Consider the following 14,792-nt stretch of genomic DNA (forward strand, 5'->3'; position numbering starts at 1 on the left):
GGGCATACGGTCAAGATGCACGGCACGAGGGTAAATTCATTGGAATCCCTGCGAAGCAAGAATTCCCACGCCTTTAGGCCCGGGAGTGTCAAAATCAAAACATTAAAATTAATTCAGAGGCGGTAGGAGTTTTGCTAATGAGTAAGCGTTCTTCGGTTGAATCCCCAAATCATCAATCCTCTTCAACCCCAATCAACCCTGCTTTGCAAGCAGTCCTGGGGAGTCTAGATGTAAACCTAGAAGCAGAACTGACAACATACAGAAGGCACAGGCGGCGGGCCGAACAGTGGGTGTCGCCCTCAGTTCGTACCGGCAAGCAAACAGCCACAACCGAGCAACAGCTAGCCCAAAATTTGGCGCCGGAGACTGCGGAGGAAACCCAGCAGCCGCTATCGCTGCCCCTATCCCTTGCCGGCACTCAGGGCGATGCCCCGTTAGTAACTACCAGGGGCGGCACAAAATTATCTAGCAGTGCCTTGGCACCCAACAAGTATCTCGAATCAAGCGAAAAACTGATCGAAAGTTTGGACGAGTCAAAAGCTGAGCCTACGGTAGAACGCAGTTTAGCTGCCAGTTTGTTAACTCCCTTGGGACTGAGTTCGATGCTGCTGTTTTTGCTATCGTGCACAGCTTTGGGCTACGCAGTCATGTACCCGTCAAATCTAGTTAAGATGGCCGGCCTGAACCGTTTACTCGATCGCACCTCACCCTCTCCCAGCGACAGTCCCGTCTCTACATCCACCTCAGCTACCAGCACCAAGGAACTACCGAAAGCACCAAATCTGGTATCCAAGGAATTTGTCGAGCTAGATTTGAGCACTCTCAGCAATGTTAAGCCGACAGTCAGCCCGATTCCTTCCCCGTCACCAAAAGCATCAATCCCGCCAACTCCGCCAGCGCCTCCTGGCCCCAGCGGGGCTGTGCCGATTCCTACAGAAGACGGCAACCCGCCCAGAGGTAGGGAACAAGGACTCAACAATCTGAGTACGGCTTTGCTTCCCACTCCCAGCCCCAGCGCCGCGCAGCCTGTGCCGGCACTGCCGACACTGCCTCCAACACCCTCCCCAGCCCAGCCAGCAGCCGCATCCCCAGCAGCCGCATCCCCAGCAGCCGCATCCCCAGCAGCCGCATCCCCGCTGGGAAGGCCTGCACGGGCGGCCGACGGTTTCTATTACGTTGTCACCGATTACACCGACGAAAAATCGCTGCAGCAAGCCAGAACCGTAGTTCCCGATGCCTACGTGCGAAACTTCTCAAAGGGTGTCAAGATCCAAATGGGGGCTTTGAGCGATGCTGCCTCAGCAGAACGTTTGGCGAAAGAACTCCAAGAAAAAGGAATGAAGCCACAATACTATCAACCATAAATTAGTTAAAGGGTGAAAAACTTTAACTAAACTGTTAGACAAAGCTAGACAATGAGGAATGTTTTGTCTAACACAAAATTGGTTTTGTAATTGTCAATTCCTAGTCCTAAATCTAAAATTTAATAAAATCGGGAGACGGGCAAAATGGGATTATTCGATCGCCTATGGCGAGTGATTCGAGCCAATATTAACAGTTTGGTCGGGGCTGCCGAAGACCCAGAAAAAATTCTGGAACAGGCTGTAATGGATATGCAGGAAGATTTAGTGCAGCTCAGACAAGCTGTGGCAGGAGCGATTGCAGCTCAAAAACGCACTGAACGCCAGTGCTCTCAAGCTGAGTCTACAGCAGCAGAATGGCATCAGCGGGCGCAGCTAGCTTTGCAAAAAGGCGAGGAAAATTTGGCGCGGGAAGCTCTGACGCGCAAGAAATCTTATCAAGAAACGGCAACGGCGATGAAAGCCAGTCTCGGACAACAGAACGCTGTTGTGACTAAACTTAAAGAAAATATGCGGGCGCTCGAAAGTAAAATTTCCGAGGCAAAATCTAAAAAAGATATGTACATTGCCCGAGCTCGATCGGCCGCATCGTCGGAAAGGCTTCAAGAAATGATGGGCAATCTCAGTACCGGCAGCACTTTGAGCGCCTTTGAACGGATGGAAGAGAAAGTCATGCAGCTAGAAGCTCGCTCCGAAGCAATTGCAGAACTCGGAACTAATGATTTAGAAAAGAAGTTTCTCTCTCTCGAAGGTGCCGACGATGTGGATAACGAGTTGGCGGCGATGAAAGCACAAATGCTTCCGGGCAACAATACACCCAAATTGCCGTCGAGCGAGCCGCCCGCATCCTGAACCCCAGGCAACAGAACAAGAGTCGGGACGAGCAAAAACTTCTCAACAGCCTAGCTAGAGATGGCTCGAAGCCTGTTGGGGAATTCCCGGATCGAAGTTAAACTCAATAGATATGTGCATGAATAAGCTTGCCTGCATCACATTACTCGATCGCTTTAAACTGGATTTATCTGTCTGCAAAAATTGCCAAAAACTAAATCGCACTAAAAATCTGACAAGAGTGAATTTCACAACTGCGGGCTAGGGCTATCAAGCCTGCTTTCCGCCTACTTCGTACACCTCACCCAGGAAAAATAGCATTATGGGATTATTTGACCGCATTAGCCGAGTCGTCAAAGCCAATCTTAACGATCTGGTCAACAAAGCTGAAGACCCCGAAAAGATTTTAGAACAGTCTGTTACGGATATGCAGGAAGACTTGGTGCAGTTGCGTCAGGCCGTTGCCAGCGCGATCGCCACTCAAAAGCGTACCCAGACTCAGTACAATCAAGCTGAATCTCAGTCTAACCAGTGGCAGCAGCGCGCTCAGCTAGCCCTGCAAAAAGGAGACGAGACTTTGGCCAGGGAAGCGCTAGTTCGCAAAAAGTCTCACGCGGAAACGGCGGCTACGCTGAAAGCCAGCCTGGATCAGCAATCGGCTCAGGTGGAAAGTCTCAAGCGCAATTTGATCGGTTTGGAGAGCAAAATTTCCGAAGCTAAGACTAAGAAGGATATGCTCAAGGCGAGGATATCCGCTGCCAAGGCTCAGGAACAGCTCAACAATACCATTGGCACATTGAATACTGGCAGTTCAATGGCAGCTTTCGATCGCATGGAAGAAAAAGTTTTGCAAATTGAAGCTCGCGCGGGAGCTTCGGCAGAACTGGCCGCCGGCGGCAGCAATTTAGAGGAACAGTTCCGCTTGCTCGAAAGCGGCGGTGACGTTGACGATGAGTTGGCTCAGATGAAAGCTCAACTGACCGGGGGATCTGTGTCTCAAGGTCAATTGCCGGCAGCGGGTAAAACGGCAGCAGCCAGTAGCTCGGAGTCGAGCCCGGTGATTGACGCTGAGTTGGAAGAATTGCGATCGCAGCTCAATAAAATGTAGTAATCTCTATCAAAATTTACCTATTTCTGAGATCGCAGGTTTGATAGAATGCTCCGCCGACCTACAGGGCTAGCTTGGGAGGTCGGAGTTTTTTTAGTTATTTTTGAATTCACAAAACATGAGTTTTGTCAACTATCTTTATATTGACTTAATTCCTTAAGTCAATATAAAGTGATAGGGTAATTTTATTCCTTGCAAGATGGCTAGCTTGGGAGGTCAATCGATTTTAGATTTTAGATTTTAGATTTTAGAGGCGACCCCACGGATAAATCCGGGGGCTTGAGGATTTTAGATTTTAGATTTTGGATTGATTCCACGGATAAATCACGTGGCGGGTACCACCTTTGAAATTCGTGGTCAGAGTTTTTTCAGTAATTATTTAGTACACAAAAGAGGAGTGCTGTCAACTATCTTTATATTGACTTAAGGAATTAACTCTGTAAAAAGTGATAGAGTAATTTTATTCCTTGCAATTGCGTCGGCCGCGCCCGATCGTAAGTGTAAATAACTATCAAATATTGCTAATCTGTCATGCCCGTGCAATTTTCTAGAGGCTTTTGTAAAATCAAGTTTTTCAAGGCATTAGCACTTGGTTTTTCAATTGCAGCTATTTGCCCCGCACTGCTATCAGCTCTAAGTGTTAGCGAGTCGATGCTTGCTACCGACTCATGGGTGCAATCGCCAATTTTGCAGGATAATTTACTATCTCAATTCAAACTAAATCAAGAAATAGGAGACGATCGCGATCGGCTTCGTGATTTATACTCAGGTTCAGAATTAGATAGAGGCAGTCAAGAGCAAGAAAATAGCATCCCGGAGATCGATCAATTGACCCCAACTGAGGCAGCAGAAACTCTCCCTCAATTGCCGAATCGAGGAGAAAACAGACACGAATTTCCTATTCCCAACCCGCGACGGCCAAATCCGGCTCCCCTCCCGTAACCCGCGCCGCCAGCGCCCTTGCTTTCAGCGGAACAGCTTTTGCCGCCTGCTGTTCCCGCGCCGGCACAGCCTGCAGAATTGCTAAGATTCCGGGTAGGATAAAAGTCGATCGATTTGAAGTAGTTGGCAGTTGACTTACCGCGAGCCGATCGTGCAAAATCCGAGAAGAGAAATCGCGATCGGTATCGGTACTCGCAGTCGAGAAAGCGATACATCTTGGCTGGGAAAGGATTTTCCACTGTCGCCGGAAGCAGATAATTCGGGTAGAAATCCGGTTGTGGTGCTGAGGCGGTTTCAGGATTTTACTCAAATGGGAGAGAGATGTCTTGGCGGCGCGATCGCATTTCTGTCAGGGAGTGGCAGCATTTGGTGCTACGGTGAGCAGCAGCAGCCCTGAGAGTCAATTTTTGCACTGGCAGGGTCAATTGCATTATGTGCGTTTGTTGGCTCCTGAGACGCTGCTGGTGGTGCGATCGGATTTGGCATTGGCTGGGGCAGAGCTTTTGCCGATCGAACAATTCGGTATAGGAGGCTCAGACACATTGCGGGGCTACCGTCAGGATGCAATGCTTGCCGATAGCGGGATTTTTGATTCAGTCGAGTTGCGGTATCCGATGCAAGCGCACCGACGACAAACAAGGAGTTTTGCAGGTGACGGCGTTTGTGGATTTTGGCAATGTTTGGAATCCCAGGGAAAGCGCGGTTTTGGGAGCGAATACTTTGCTGTCAGCGGGATTGCGGCTGCGGTGACTGTACGGCGAAAGGTGGAATGCTCGCGGAGGCTGGGGAATTCCTTTGATTGATATTAAGTTGACCAACAGGAGTTTACAAGAGCGCGGGCTGTCTTTTTCTGTATAATTCAAACCTTTTTAGGAAAGCAGTCGTTTTGCCCTTGGCGGAACTGAGCAATTCCGCTATATAGTAATAAGTATCATTTGGCACTCCTCTGTAGCTGCCAAGAGTGCATTTTACTGATAATCTTTAAATTAAACTATGTCTAAGGTGCGGTTGCTGCTTTTAAGTTCTTTTGCTTCCGGTTTTGGGCTTTGCTCAATCATTTTGGCGATGTTTACGATGACTTCAAGGCTGTCGTTTACGTCTTTTTTTACCTTCGTGTTAACTTTGGTATTTTTTGGGATTAATCTGCTTTTTGCTTTGCATTATTATACATCAATTACTAAGCAATTGAGTGTTAAAAATAAAAGGAAAGCGAGAATTTAGCGGTTGTGAAGAAGCGGAAAAAGGCATGGAGAGTTATTTATGGAATTTGAATGGAATCCAGACAAAGCGACACTAAATGTTGAGAAGCAGGGTGTTTCCTTTCAAGAAGCCACAACCATATTTAATGACCCGATATCTGTAACTTTTCCCGATCCTCAGCATTCCATCGGAGAAAGCCGGTACGTTATCATTCGTATATCCAGGTATGAATTTGCTAGGAGGCCGATCGCACTAAAATGACTGTACAGTCGCACCCGCGCGCCACAGCTTCCGGGATATTCCCGTGAATCACCTGTTTCAGCAGTCCTTCCCGGCTCGCTCCCAGGACGATCGCATCGCACTGATCGTTCTGAGCCAAATCAATTAAAGCATCAGAAACCGATTTAGCGCAAACCGAAGTCGCTATTATCGAACAGCTAACCCGGCGCTTGATAAACTCCGCCGCTTGCTTTAATTCTCCCCGATCTGGTTCTGCAACAGAAGGCTGATGAACCTGACACAATTTAATCTCCGGTACAGCACTCGCAGCCACCAAAGCCGGTAGCAGCCGCAAAGCGGCAGCTTGCTTGTAACTGCCGCGAATAGGTACCAACCAGCGGTGCAAACCCATCAGCGTGTGCAGTCCCAATTCTGGCCCTGGAATGTCTGAATTTGGCGAAGAAAGTTCAGTCTCTGTAGTCGCTGATGAATCTGAGGATCTCGCCAATGCGGGATTATCTGCGCCGTCAAGTTTTTCGGGATTTAACTCCCATTCTATAGACGTATATTTCTGCCCGCTGAAAGTGGCGGAAAACTCATTTTTCTGGCGTGTTGCTAATAGTTTTTCGCTCCACTTCACCAAAATAACTTCGCAGCCGGCTTGCCGAATTACGGTATCGACAACATCGCCAAAAATACGTCCTTTTGTGGAAAATTCGCCTTGCCAGCCCATCAAAATTGAATCGATATGTCGCTCCTTGATTGTCTCCAAAATCGCGTTAGGCACGTCATGAGCTACCCGTATTTGGGTGTGTACTGGCAAGTTCCAATTGCGAACAATTCGCTCGGCTTGTTGCAGCAGACGGCGGCTTTTGGTTGTCCGCACTGCGCTTTCTGAAGGGGAACTGTTGCGTGGTACTAAGATGATTTGCAGGCATTCTAATTCGTAATTGCGATCGCGCGCGATCGCCGCGGCCAGCCGCAGCAAAGCGGGTGCTGTTTGGGGGTTGGAAAGCGGCACTAATAACCGGCCATTTCCGACTTGCGGAGCCCTGGTTTGATAGACAATATAAGAAGGTTCTGGATGCGGGCCCTGGGTTGCTTCTCCGCTGAGGCGATCGGATTCAACTCGGATAATGTCGCTGCGGGTAATAATTCCCACCAAACGCCGGCCTTCTACGACTGGCAAGCGGCTGATATTGTAGTTGTTGAGCCTGTACAATACCTCGCTTAAAGTATCGCTTGCTTTGACTGCGATCGGCTGTACAGTCATAAATTCTTTGAGCAGCGAGTCTCCTGAAAAATTGCGCTCGCTGGCATTTGCCAAGTCGGTTTGACTGACAATTCCGACTAATTTGCCATCTTCAACTACTGGAAATCCTCGGTGGTGCGATCGCGAAAATGCCTGCATCACTTCATCGAAAGTCAGCAGACTCGAAAGAGTTTCAACTCGGCGCTGCATCACGTCATCTGCGTGCAAGTCGCTCAAAGTATTGCTGGCAGCTTTTGCCTTTTTCAGTTGAATGCCGTTAAACTCCAAAAGGCGATCGTACAAAGAGCCACTGTCCACCTTTTCCGCGACCAAATAAGCAACTACAGAACAGATCATCAAAGGCAGCACTAATTTGAAATCTGCCGTAATTTCAAACACAATTACTACCGCAGTAATTGGCGCCCTAGAAACCGCGCAAAAAAACGCTCCCATTCCTGCCAAAGCGTAAGTTACCGGCAAACCGATGCCCAGGGAATCTGCCTGGACAATGCCCACCATGTGACCGAGTGCAGAACCGAGAACTAGCGCAGGGGAAAACAATCCTCCCGGAGCTCCAGAAGCCGAGGAAATAATTGTCAGAAAAAAGTGAGCTATAAAAGCAATTAAACTCGTTATGCCGCTTGCTTCACCAGTCAGCAAAAACTCCCGCAAACCCGTATTGTTGCGGAAAGTTTCTGGAAGAAAACCTATTACTGAACCGCAGGTTAAGCCAGCTAGAGCCATTCGCGCGGGCAAAGCTAATTTGAGCGATCGCCTGTTAAATTGCAAGCTAGCCATAATCCCTTTGGTGAACAAAGCTCCCAGCAATCCCGCTAAAACTCCTAATAGTATGTAAAACGGGATTTCCTGAGCATCAAAACTGGTTTGGTACGCGCGAAGGTTCAAACTTAAACTATCGCCGCCCAAAAGCTGCGAGACAACTGCACCGATAAATGAAGCGATAATTGCAGTCCCTAAAGTCAACCCCGAAACGTCGTGCAGCAGTTCTTCAACTACAAACAAAACTCCTGCAATGGGAGCATTGAAACCAGCAGCCAATCCTGCAGCAGCACCGCAAGCAATCAATTGTCGGCGGTAGTCTGGGGAAGTGGGCATCAAGTGACCTATCCAGCCGGCCAAAGATGCTCCAATTTGCACAGTCGGGCCTTGCCTTCCTAAAGTTAAACCGGAACCAACTGCTAAAATAGTGGTCAGAAGTTTGGCGACAGCTACTCGCAAATCTAAGGAAAGATTGACTCCGCCGAGAGCAGCTTTGACATGAGGAATGCCACTGCCTGCCGTTTCGGGAGCAAAACGCTCAACCAAGAAACCTGTCAGCAACCCGCCGCATAAACCGACGGCGGGCAGTAATATCCAAGCTGGAATTACTGTCGAGGAAGCAACTCGCCAACTGCCTAGCCATCCGACTCCCGACTTTAGCAAAACACCAGCCAGTCCGGCAACCAAGCCGATCAGACAAGCTTCAAAAATGGCTAGGCGTTTAGGCCGTAAAAAAAGTTGAGATTTGATGACCCTGGAAGGTTCCCTAAATTGTTTAGGGATAGTTATGTACGGCATAAATAGCGTAGATGGCCTGAGAATTGTCTGCTCGATCGCACTTTAGCAAAAAATCCTTCGATACTTACCTGAAATCTGCTGTAATTCTGATGCTACCGGATTTGATATCAATCTGCGATTTTTTTACCTTATAGCCTCCACCAGTGTTTTCAAATCCGGCACTTCTAAATGAGGCTGGCCGCTCGCCGGCAGTGTTGCCCCAAATCCTCTTTTTTCGTGTCTGGGATTTACCCAAATCTATCTCGCGACTTGACCAAGAATTTCAAAGGTGGTACCCGCCACGTGATTTATCCGTGGAATCAATCCAAAATCGAAAATCGAAAATCCTCAAGAAAGAGCATTTATCCGTGGGGTCAATCTCAAATCTCAAATCTCAAATCTCAAATCGATTGACAGCAATTGTCTCAAGACTAGCAGTATTCCCCTTTCCCAATCTATCAGAGTGTCATATAGCATTTCTCAGAAAGATGAGGTACTCATTGGCATAGGGCATAGGGCATAGGGCATACCTCACTTTTTTGAGAACTGCTATAGCAGTCAAAACTCATTACTTAAAATTGATTAAATTCTAGCACAGTTCTCTCTTAGTTTAGGGTTGATATTCCGCAAAAATTTCAATTTTCCCCACAATGTTTTGATTAAATTGAGCCAATTCTTCTGCCGGAATCCAATATTCTTGGTGAATCGAACTGCCCACATTTTGAACCGGATATTTTTTTAAGAATTCTGCCGCCACCCGAAAGCGCGTGACATAGCCGAAATATCCCGATGCTGCATCTCTTGTATTCCAATCTCTCGCGATTTGTATGGCATAGGCTTTGTGAAGTACGGGATAAAAAGTAGGCTGAAAGGATAAGCGTGGCGGAAATGCCATAAAATCGCTTTCTTTAATCAGTTCCATTTCTTTTTTGCCGACGGCTCGGAACAGCGTGACTGTCTCTTGATCTGATATATTGATATTTTTAAACCAAGCTTTCCAACCGTCCCAATTGTGAACTATTTTAGCCAATTCAGCGTAACCGGCGGCGCCTGGATGGGAGCCATCGTTTTCGGTAAGTTCTTTTTGCCAAATTTCCGATTTTTGCAGCGGGGTGCAAACATCTAGATAAGGCACGTTTAACTCGCTGCAAACTTGAGAAAACTGTTCGGATAAGTTGGCAATCCGGCTTGTGCGATCGGCATCAATAACTGGCGGCGGCCCTACCATTAATACTGGAAATATTTCTTTGGCTGACGTGAGAATAGAGCGAGCATTTTCAATGGATTTTTCAACTTCTATGCGAATTTTTTCGTTTTCTAGGTAAGTGTCGTTGACGCCAAAGGAAAATACTATTCTGCCGTCGTCGTAGTGAGGTAAGCGGCAAGAAACTTCGCTGAACCAGCGAGTTTCTATATCGGCACTGTTTTCTCCCCTTATTCCTAAATTGTAGTAAGTAATATCGTGTCCTTGTCCGCAAGCGGCAGCGCAAATCCGTCCTGTCCAACCGAGACATTTGGGATCGCAAGTACCGTTTACAAAAGAATCGCCGATAAAACAAATACGCATATTATGTGTGGGAATTGGGAATTGTGAATTGTGAATTGGGAATTTGGAATTGGGAACTGGGCATTGGGCATTGGGCATTGGGCATTGGGCATTGGTTATTTTTAATTAGAAAAACTACTAACAAGTAATCACTAACCACTAACTACTAACTACTAACTATTACCGATTAATTACCCATGCCCCATGCCCGATTCATTTAATTCTTACCGATGACGGACAATCCCTCTACAATTAGAGACGGTGTGTGGCAAGAACCGTTCCACTCAGGGTCTCCTCCCAATTCTACTAATTGTTTGAGGACGCTGTAGACGTTGCCAGCTACCATTGTGTCTTTGATTCTGCCGACTATTTGACCTTTTTTGACTCGGTAGCCGAGATCGACGTTAATAGAAAAATCGCCCGAAATTCCAGCACTGCCGCCAAGCATTTGATCGACTACAATTCCGTCGTCTAATTTAGCGATTAAATCGATTAGCGAAAGCGAACCTGGCTTAATCAAAATATTGAACAAACTCGGCGTCGGATAGCTGCCCAAACCCGGGCGAAATCCGTTACCAGTGGTGCCACTGCCCAAGGCTCGACCGGTGGTACGATCGGTATAAAATAGCTGCAACACTCCATTGTTGATAAAGACGATCGCCCGAGTCGGAGTACCTTCGTCGTCAAAAGGACAGCTATAGGGCCCGATATCCGGCTGCTGCGACAGGGTGACAAGCGGCGATGTCACTTGTTGGCCTAATCGATCGTTCCAAGGCGAAGCGCCTTCGAGTACCTGTTTGCCGTTCAGCGCGGCACAGACAGTCCCCCAAAGCAAGTCGGCGGCTTTGGCTGTGAATAGCACCGGCACGCGGCCCGTGGCGGGGGCTACATTGTCTTTCGCCCATTCTAAACGCTGCAAAACCCGCTTGGCGCTGGTGTTTAAGTCGAGGGTGCCGCGTTCGGTTTCGCCTTCCCAAATGTTGAGGAAATCTTCGCCCCGCACTAATTCTGCTGATAAGTAACCGCTGAGGGTGGTGTCGGTGTGACTGGAATCCAAGCCTCTGGTGTTCACCAAGCGCGTGCTCTCGATTTCGCAGTCGAGTTCAGCGGTGCAGAGGCTTTCGGGATAGGCTTCGCGGACGATCGCGATCGCCTCTTTGCCCCAGTTTACTAGCTGTTCGGCCGATACAGACACTCCGCGATCGGGATAAACAACTTTCTCACCGGTGCCGAGTTCGATGGTTTCCGGTTCGTTGAGTTGCGAAAGCGCGATCGCCCTATCCACCAAAATTTGCGGTTCCACAGGCCCATAGGCCACCGCCAAACCCGGCCGCCCATCCCGCCACAGCCGTAGGGCAATGCCTTCTGCTTGGGCGGTTTCTAGCTGTTTGAGGCGGTTTGCTTCAAAAAAGACCGGCCGTGAGAGCGATTGCGATTCCAATACCTCAGCAGCTTCTGCACCTGCTTTGGTGGCTAGTTCTAACAGTTGTTCTGCTGATTGGTGATTGGTCATTGTTCTCGGTGGTTGGTAATGGGCGATTCGATTTTCGATTTTCGATTTTCGATTTTCGATTAAAGAATTGGCAATAACTTACTGGATATGGGTTGGGATCACGGGTCTACATTTAGATTATTTTGGGAAACTGCTGGAATCGGCGATAACCAGATTTTACAGTCATTGGTCATCAGTCATCAGTTAATAATCTACCGTCATTAGTCTAGAGTTAACAGCTATATTGACTCATAACTAATGACTAATGACTAATGACTAATGACTAATGACTAATGACTAATGACTAATGACTAAATAGTTAGTTCGTGCAGCAGCCAAAATCCTGCAAAAGATTCCGATTCGGGATTCGACTGAATTGCTAAGAAATGTACTTTTTTTGCTTGCTTTTTCGCGGCTTCAAATCCTTTCGCTTCTCTCTCAGTTGCTGCGTCTCTGAGATTAGCTAAAATCCAGCGATCATTAGCTCCCGTATCTAATACCAGCCTAGCGGGTGGGCCGCTCTCAAATTTCAGAAAAGCCAACTCTAAACCCGACATCCAACCTGCCAAAGCTGTTGCTCTCGACGAGTAGATAATCAGTCCCGGAATTTGCGTTTCTGGGGCGAGGCGTGTCATCGGCAGTCCGAAAGCTTCGCCAAATCCGATATCCCACTCGGACATTTCGTCAAAAGCTGCGATCGGCAAACTCACAAACGCCCATTTTTCGCCGATTAAAGCATCCGGCAGCGCAACTGGCGTTTCGGGTACAAATTGAACGCTCGGGTTCACAACCGGTTGATAGCCCGGTTCGGCGGGATAAACGTCTTGCATCCGTTCTTCCAGCCACAGGCTAAGGGCGAGGGTGCGGCGGCTGCAGGCGGCGGGAATATCCAAATCCTCGCAGGCTTTGGTAATCATGTTCGCCATTTGGCGGCGGAAAAAGCGGATTTTTTCGGGGCGTTTCGGTGCTGCGGCGATCGCCTCTTTAATTGCACCCGCCAGCCACAGGGAATTCACGGTAGAACTGGAGCAGAATTGCGAGTAGCGAAACAGAGATTCGGCCTTGTCGCCTACATTCAGCGGGCTTTCGCAGATCAACACTTCCCATTTTTTTTTCTCTCGCTCGTCTATGATTGGACGGCTGTAAAAGTCGAGTTCCCAAATAGTAGCCATGCCGCGCTGTTAAAAATTAATCCTTTCTCATGTTACCGGACAGCGGGCAAGTTTCTGATTCTGACAATATAAGGCTGATTTTCAATTGCGGGCGATCGCACTTTCCCAAAGATTGCCACTTTTCCTTGCAGCTTCCCGTGTAATTTTTGGCAGCAGTGCACAACCGGAAGCATTAGCAACTCCTCGGAGAACTGTCGCGGAGCAATCTCAACACGCGATCGTTTGTTAAACTTGTGCAAGCCAGGGAAACCAAACAGTATAGCTTGATTCCATGAGACAAATCATTCTCGAAAAGATTGTTTCTACCTTACAACCTTTAGATTTTGTTCTCGCTTTGTGGCAAGGAGGTTCCGCAGCCCACGGATACACCGACGAGTGGTCAGACCTCGATATTGCGGTTGTGGTTGAAGATAACTGCGTGGAAGAAACATTTGATATTGTTGAAAAAGCCCTCGCAGAAATTGGCGAAATCGAACTCAAATATCGAGTTCCAGAACCCGCTTGGCACGGTCAATCGCAGTGCTTCTGGCGACTGAAAGAAACCCCGCCGTTCTTGCTAATTGATTTCGCCGTTTTTCGGCGCAGCAGCCGCAACGATTTTCTGGAAATAGAGAGACACGGGAAAGTCCCGATCGCCTTTGACAAAGCTAATCTAATTGTACCGCCTCCTTTGGATCGAAGCAAACATTTATCTACAATGCAGTCGAGATTCAACGAAATTAAAATCCGTTTCGATTTGCTGCAACCTCTGGTTAAAAAAGAGATTTATCGCGGACATTTAGTAGATGCGATCGGCAACTATCACAATTGGACGCTTCTACCCTTAGTCGAACTGTTGGGCATGATTTACCGTCCCCACAGATACGACTTTGAACTAAAATATTTCAGCCGCGATTTTCCGCCCGAAATAGTCGAGTGCGTCGCACCGCTTTTCTGCATTGCCAACCTTGCAGATTTGACAGCCAAACAGCAAATAGCAGAGGCTTTATTTGCAGAAACTTTACCGCTGGCACAAGCTAATATTTCCTCTAACAATGCCCTAACACTACCGCCATAGGCTCAAGATTTCGTACCGAAAGCGATTAATATAGTAGCATCTACCTTAAAGATTAACATCCCATGACAAAACTCAGCGTTAACATCAACAGAATCGCCCTCCTCAGAAACTCTCGAAACATCGGTATCCCCAGCGTTACGGAAGCCGCCAAAACAGTGATTGCTGCTGGAGCTCACGGCGTTACAGTCCATCCGCGCCCCGACGAAAGGCATATCAAAGCTGCCGATGTTTACGAATTAGCCAAAATGCTAACCGTTGAGTTCAACATCGAAGGAAATCCGTTTCAGCCGCCATTTATGGATATAGTTTGCGACGTAAAACCGGCTCAGTGTACCTTGGTGCCGGATGCTCCCGACGTGCTAACATCCGATAGCGGTTGGAATATTCCCGAAAATCGCGATCGGCTTTTACCAATCATTCAAAAATTAAAAGACAATGGTATCAGAGTCAGCTTATTTATGGACGCAGATGCTGCTCTCATGCCGCTAGCAAAAGAAGTTGGAGCAGACAGAGTAGAACTGTACACGGAACCCTACGCAACTGCTTTTCGCGAAGGGAGAGTTGAATCTGTTTTTCAACAATATGTTGAAGCCGCTCAAGCCGCTCAATCAGCAGGTTTAGGGGTGAATGCTGGGCATGATTTAAATTTGCAAAATTTAGCTAAATTTTGCTGTATTCCTAATATACTAGAAGTATCAATTGGTCATGCTTTAATTGCGGAAGCGCTAGAAATGGGGTTGTCCAACACAGTACAAGCTTACCTGAAAATCCTGGCCGCTTCGTAGTACAAATTAACCTCGTATTGTAGGGCGGATTCGGTAGTGATAAACTTGTCTTTATCATTGATAATAACTAAATCCTCCCTACAAACATAGAGTATCAAAACTTACGTAAAAAAAGGTTTAACACGCTACAAATATGGTAAGATGGGGTTCGCACCGCCCTAAATAATTAGGCGATCGTCAAAAATGAAGTAACACTAGTACAGCTCGGCGTAAGTACACAGACTATATTTATGGTAGAATAACATAGTTAGCTGAGACCCGTTTAGGTGG

15 protein-coding genes are annotated in these 14,792 nt (G+C 47.6%); 9 read left to right on the top strand and 6 right to left on the bottom strand.

Features of this window, described 5'->3' with window-relative positions; genetic code table 11:
• The first annotated feature begins 137 nt into the window (after positions 1–137).
• Complete coding sequence (locus QUB37_RS26175) at positions 138–1,364, top strand: SPOR domain-containing protein (protein ID WP_333167712.1); 1,227 nt, start codon at positions 138–140, stop codon at positions 1,362–1,364.
• A gap of 144 nt (positions 1,365–1,508) precedes the next feature.
• Entirely contained in the window at positions 1,509–2,213 is a 705-nt protein-coding gene (locus tag QUB37_RS26180) for a PspA/IM30 family protein (RefSeq protein WP_333167714.1), read from the top strand.
• A 54-nt stretch (positions 2,214–2,267) separates the two neighbouring features.
• On the opposite strand, the gene QUB37_RS26185 is transcribed toward QUB37_RS26180, so the two are convergent.
• Positions 2,268–2,444, bottom strand: coding sequence for a hypothetical protein (locus QUB37_RS26185; protein WP_333167716.1), 177 nt, complete (start codon positions 2,442–2,444; stop codon positions 2,268–2,270).
• Positions 2,445–2,514: 70 nt separating this feature from the next.
• Between QUB37_RS26185 and QUB37_RS26190 the strand changes: the two genes are divergently transcribed.
• From QUB37_RS26190 to QUB37_RS26210, 5 genes are all read left to right on the top strand, one after another.
• Positions 2,515–3,300, top strand: a complete 786-nt coding sequence (locus tag QUB37_RS26190; RefSeq protein ID WP_006635936.1) for a PspA/IM30 family protein — start codon at positions 2,515–2,517, stop codon at positions 3,298–3,300.
• Between the two features lie 651 nt (positions 3,301–3,951).
• Complete coding sequence (locus tag QUB37_RS26195; RefSeq protein WP_333167718.1) at positions 3,952–4,242, top strand: hypothetical protein; 291 nt, start codon at positions 3,952–3,954, stop codon at positions 4,240–4,242.
• A gap of 130 nt (positions 4,243–4,372) precedes the next feature.
• Positions 4,373–4,639, top strand: a complete 267-nt coding sequence (locus QUB37_RS26200) for a hypothetical protein (protein WP_333167720.1) — start codon at positions 4,373–4,375, stop codon at positions 4,637–4,639.
• Positions 4,599–5,045, top strand: a complete 447-nt coding sequence (locus tag QUB37_RS26205) for a ShlB/FhaC/HecB family hemolysin secretion/activation protein (protein ID WP_333167722.1) — start codon at positions 4,599–4,601, stop codon at positions 5,043–5,045. The genes QUB37_RS26200 and QUB37_RS26205 overlap by 41 nt, the downstream gene beginning before the upstream one ends.
• A gap of 457 nt (positions 5,046–5,502) precedes the next feature.
• Positions 5,503–5,703: a BrnT family toxin gene (locus QUB37_RS26210; RefSeq protein ID WP_333167724.1), complete on the top strand. Its 201-nt coding sequence runs from the start codon at positions 5,503–5,505 to the stop codon at positions 5,701–5,703.
• Here the strand turns inward: QUB37_RS26210 and QUB37_RS26215 are convergent.
• The 5 genes from QUB37_RS26215 to QUB37_RS26235 form a co-directional block, all read right to left on the bottom strand.
• Positions 5,678–8,491: a chloride channel protein gene (locus tag QUB37_RS26215; protein WP_333167726.1), complete on the bottom strand. Its 2,814-nt coding sequence runs from the start codon at positions 8,489–8,491 to the stop codon at positions 5,678–5,680. The two genes, QUB37_RS26210 and QUB37_RS26215, sit on opposite strands and share 26 nt — an antisense overlap.
• A 589-nt stretch (positions 8,492–9,080) precedes the next feature.
• Complete coding sequence (locus tag QUB37_RS26220) at positions 9,081–10,037, bottom strand: GDSL-type esterase/lipase family protein (RefSeq protein ID WP_333167728.1); 957 nt, start codon at positions 10,035–10,037, stop codon at positions 9,081–9,083.
• A gap of 196 nt (positions 10,038–10,233) precedes the next feature.
• The gene (locus tag QUB37_RS26225) at positions 10,234–11,529 is read right to left on the bottom strand and encodes a TldD/PmbA family protein (protein ID WP_333167730.1); all 1,296 of its coding nucleotides are present in this window, start codon (positions 11,527–11,529) and stop codon (positions 10,234–10,236) included.
• A gap of 290 nt (positions 11,530–11,819) precedes the next feature.
• Positions 11,820–12,680 (bottom strand): Tab2/Atab2 family RNA-binding protein, encoded by an 861-nt coding sequence (locus QUB37_RS26230; protein WP_333167732.1) that lies wholly within the window; start codon positions 12,678–12,680, stop codon positions 11,820–11,822.
• A gap of 32 nt (positions 12,681–12,712) precedes the next feature.
• Positions 12,713–12,853 carry a hypothetical protein gene (locus QUB37_RS26235; RefSeq protein ID WP_333167734.1) on the bottom strand — a complete coding sequence of 47 codons (141 nt, stop codon included), beginning with the start codon at positions 12,851–12,853 and terminating at the stop codon, positions 12,713–12,715.
• A 98-nt stretch (positions 12,854–12,951) separates the two neighbouring features.
• Here QUB37_RS26235 and QUB37_RS26240 point away from each other — a divergent pair, with 98 nt between their 5' ends.
• Both QUB37_RS26240 and QUB37_RS26245 read left to right on the top strand, forming a co-directional pair.
• Positions 12,952–13,737 carry a nucleotidyltransferase domain-containing protein gene (locus tag QUB37_RS26240; RefSeq protein ID WP_333167736.1) on the top strand — a complete coding sequence of 262 codons (786 nt, stop codon included), beginning with the start codon at positions 12,952–12,954 and terminating at the stop codon, positions 13,735–13,737.
• A gap of 62 nt (positions 13,738–13,799) precedes the next feature.
• On the top strand, positions 13,800–14,522 hold the full coding sequence (locus QUB37_RS26245; protein WP_333167737.1) for a pyridoxine 5'-phosphate synthase: 723 nt from the start codon (positions 13,800–13,802) through the stop codon (positions 14,520–14,522).
• Positions 14,523–14,792: the final 270 nt, after the last annotated feature.

It is taken from the genome of Microcoleus sp. AT3-A2, assembly GCF_036705685.1.
GTDB lineage: Bacteria > Cyanobacteriota > Cyanobacteriia > Cyanobacteriales > Microcoleaceae > Microcoleus.

Bases quoted from the DNA above. Each gene is read 5' to 3' on its own strand.
- QUB37_RS26175 (WP_333167712.1), top strand. From the start codon at position 138: ATGAGTAAGCGTTCTTCGGTTGAATCCCCAAATCATCAATCCTCTTCA.
- QUB37_RS26180 (WP_333167714.1), top strand. From the start codon at position 1,509: ATGGGATTATTCGATCGCCTATGGCGAGTGATTCGAGCCAATATTAAC.
- QUB37_RS26190 (WP_006635936.1), top strand. From the start codon at position 2,515: ATGGGATTATTTGACCGCATTAGCCGAGTCGTCAAAGCCAATCTTAAC.
- QUB37_RS26195 (WP_333167718.1), top strand. From the start codon at position 3,952: ATGCTTGCTACCGACTCATGGGTGCAATCGCCAATTTTGCAGGATAAT.
- QUB37_RS26210 (WP_333167724.1), top strand. From the start codon at position 5,503: ATGGAATTTGAATGGAATCCAGACAAAGCGACACTAAATGTTGAGAAG.
- QUB37_RS26215 (WP_333167726.1), bottom strand. From the start codon at position 8,491: ATGCCGTACATAACTATCCCTAAACAATTTAGGGAACCTTCCAGGGTC.
- QUB37_RS26220 (WP_333167728.1), bottom strand. From the start codon at position 10,037: ATGCGTATTTGTTTTATCGGCGATTCTTTTGTAAACGGTACTTGCGAT.
- QUB37_RS26225 (WP_333167730.1), bottom strand. From the start codon at position 11,529: ATGACCAATCACCAATCAGCAGAACAACTGTTAGAACTAGCCACCAAA.
- QUB37_RS26230 (WP_333167732.1), bottom strand. From the start codon at position 12,680: ATGGCTACTATTTGGGAACTCGACTTTTACAGCCGTCCAATCATAGAC.
- QUB37_RS26235 (WP_333167734.1), bottom strand. From the start codon at position 12,853: ATGCTTCCGGTTGTGCACTGCTGCCAAAAATTACACGGGAAGCTGCAA.
- QUB37_RS26240 (WP_333167736.1), top strand. From the start codon at position 12,952: ATGAGACAAATCATTCTCGAAAAGATTGTTTCTACCTTACAACCTTTA.
- QUB37_RS26245 (WP_333167737.1), top strand. From the start codon at position 13,800: ATGACAAAACTCAGCGTTAACATCAACAGAATCGCCCTCCTCAGAAAC.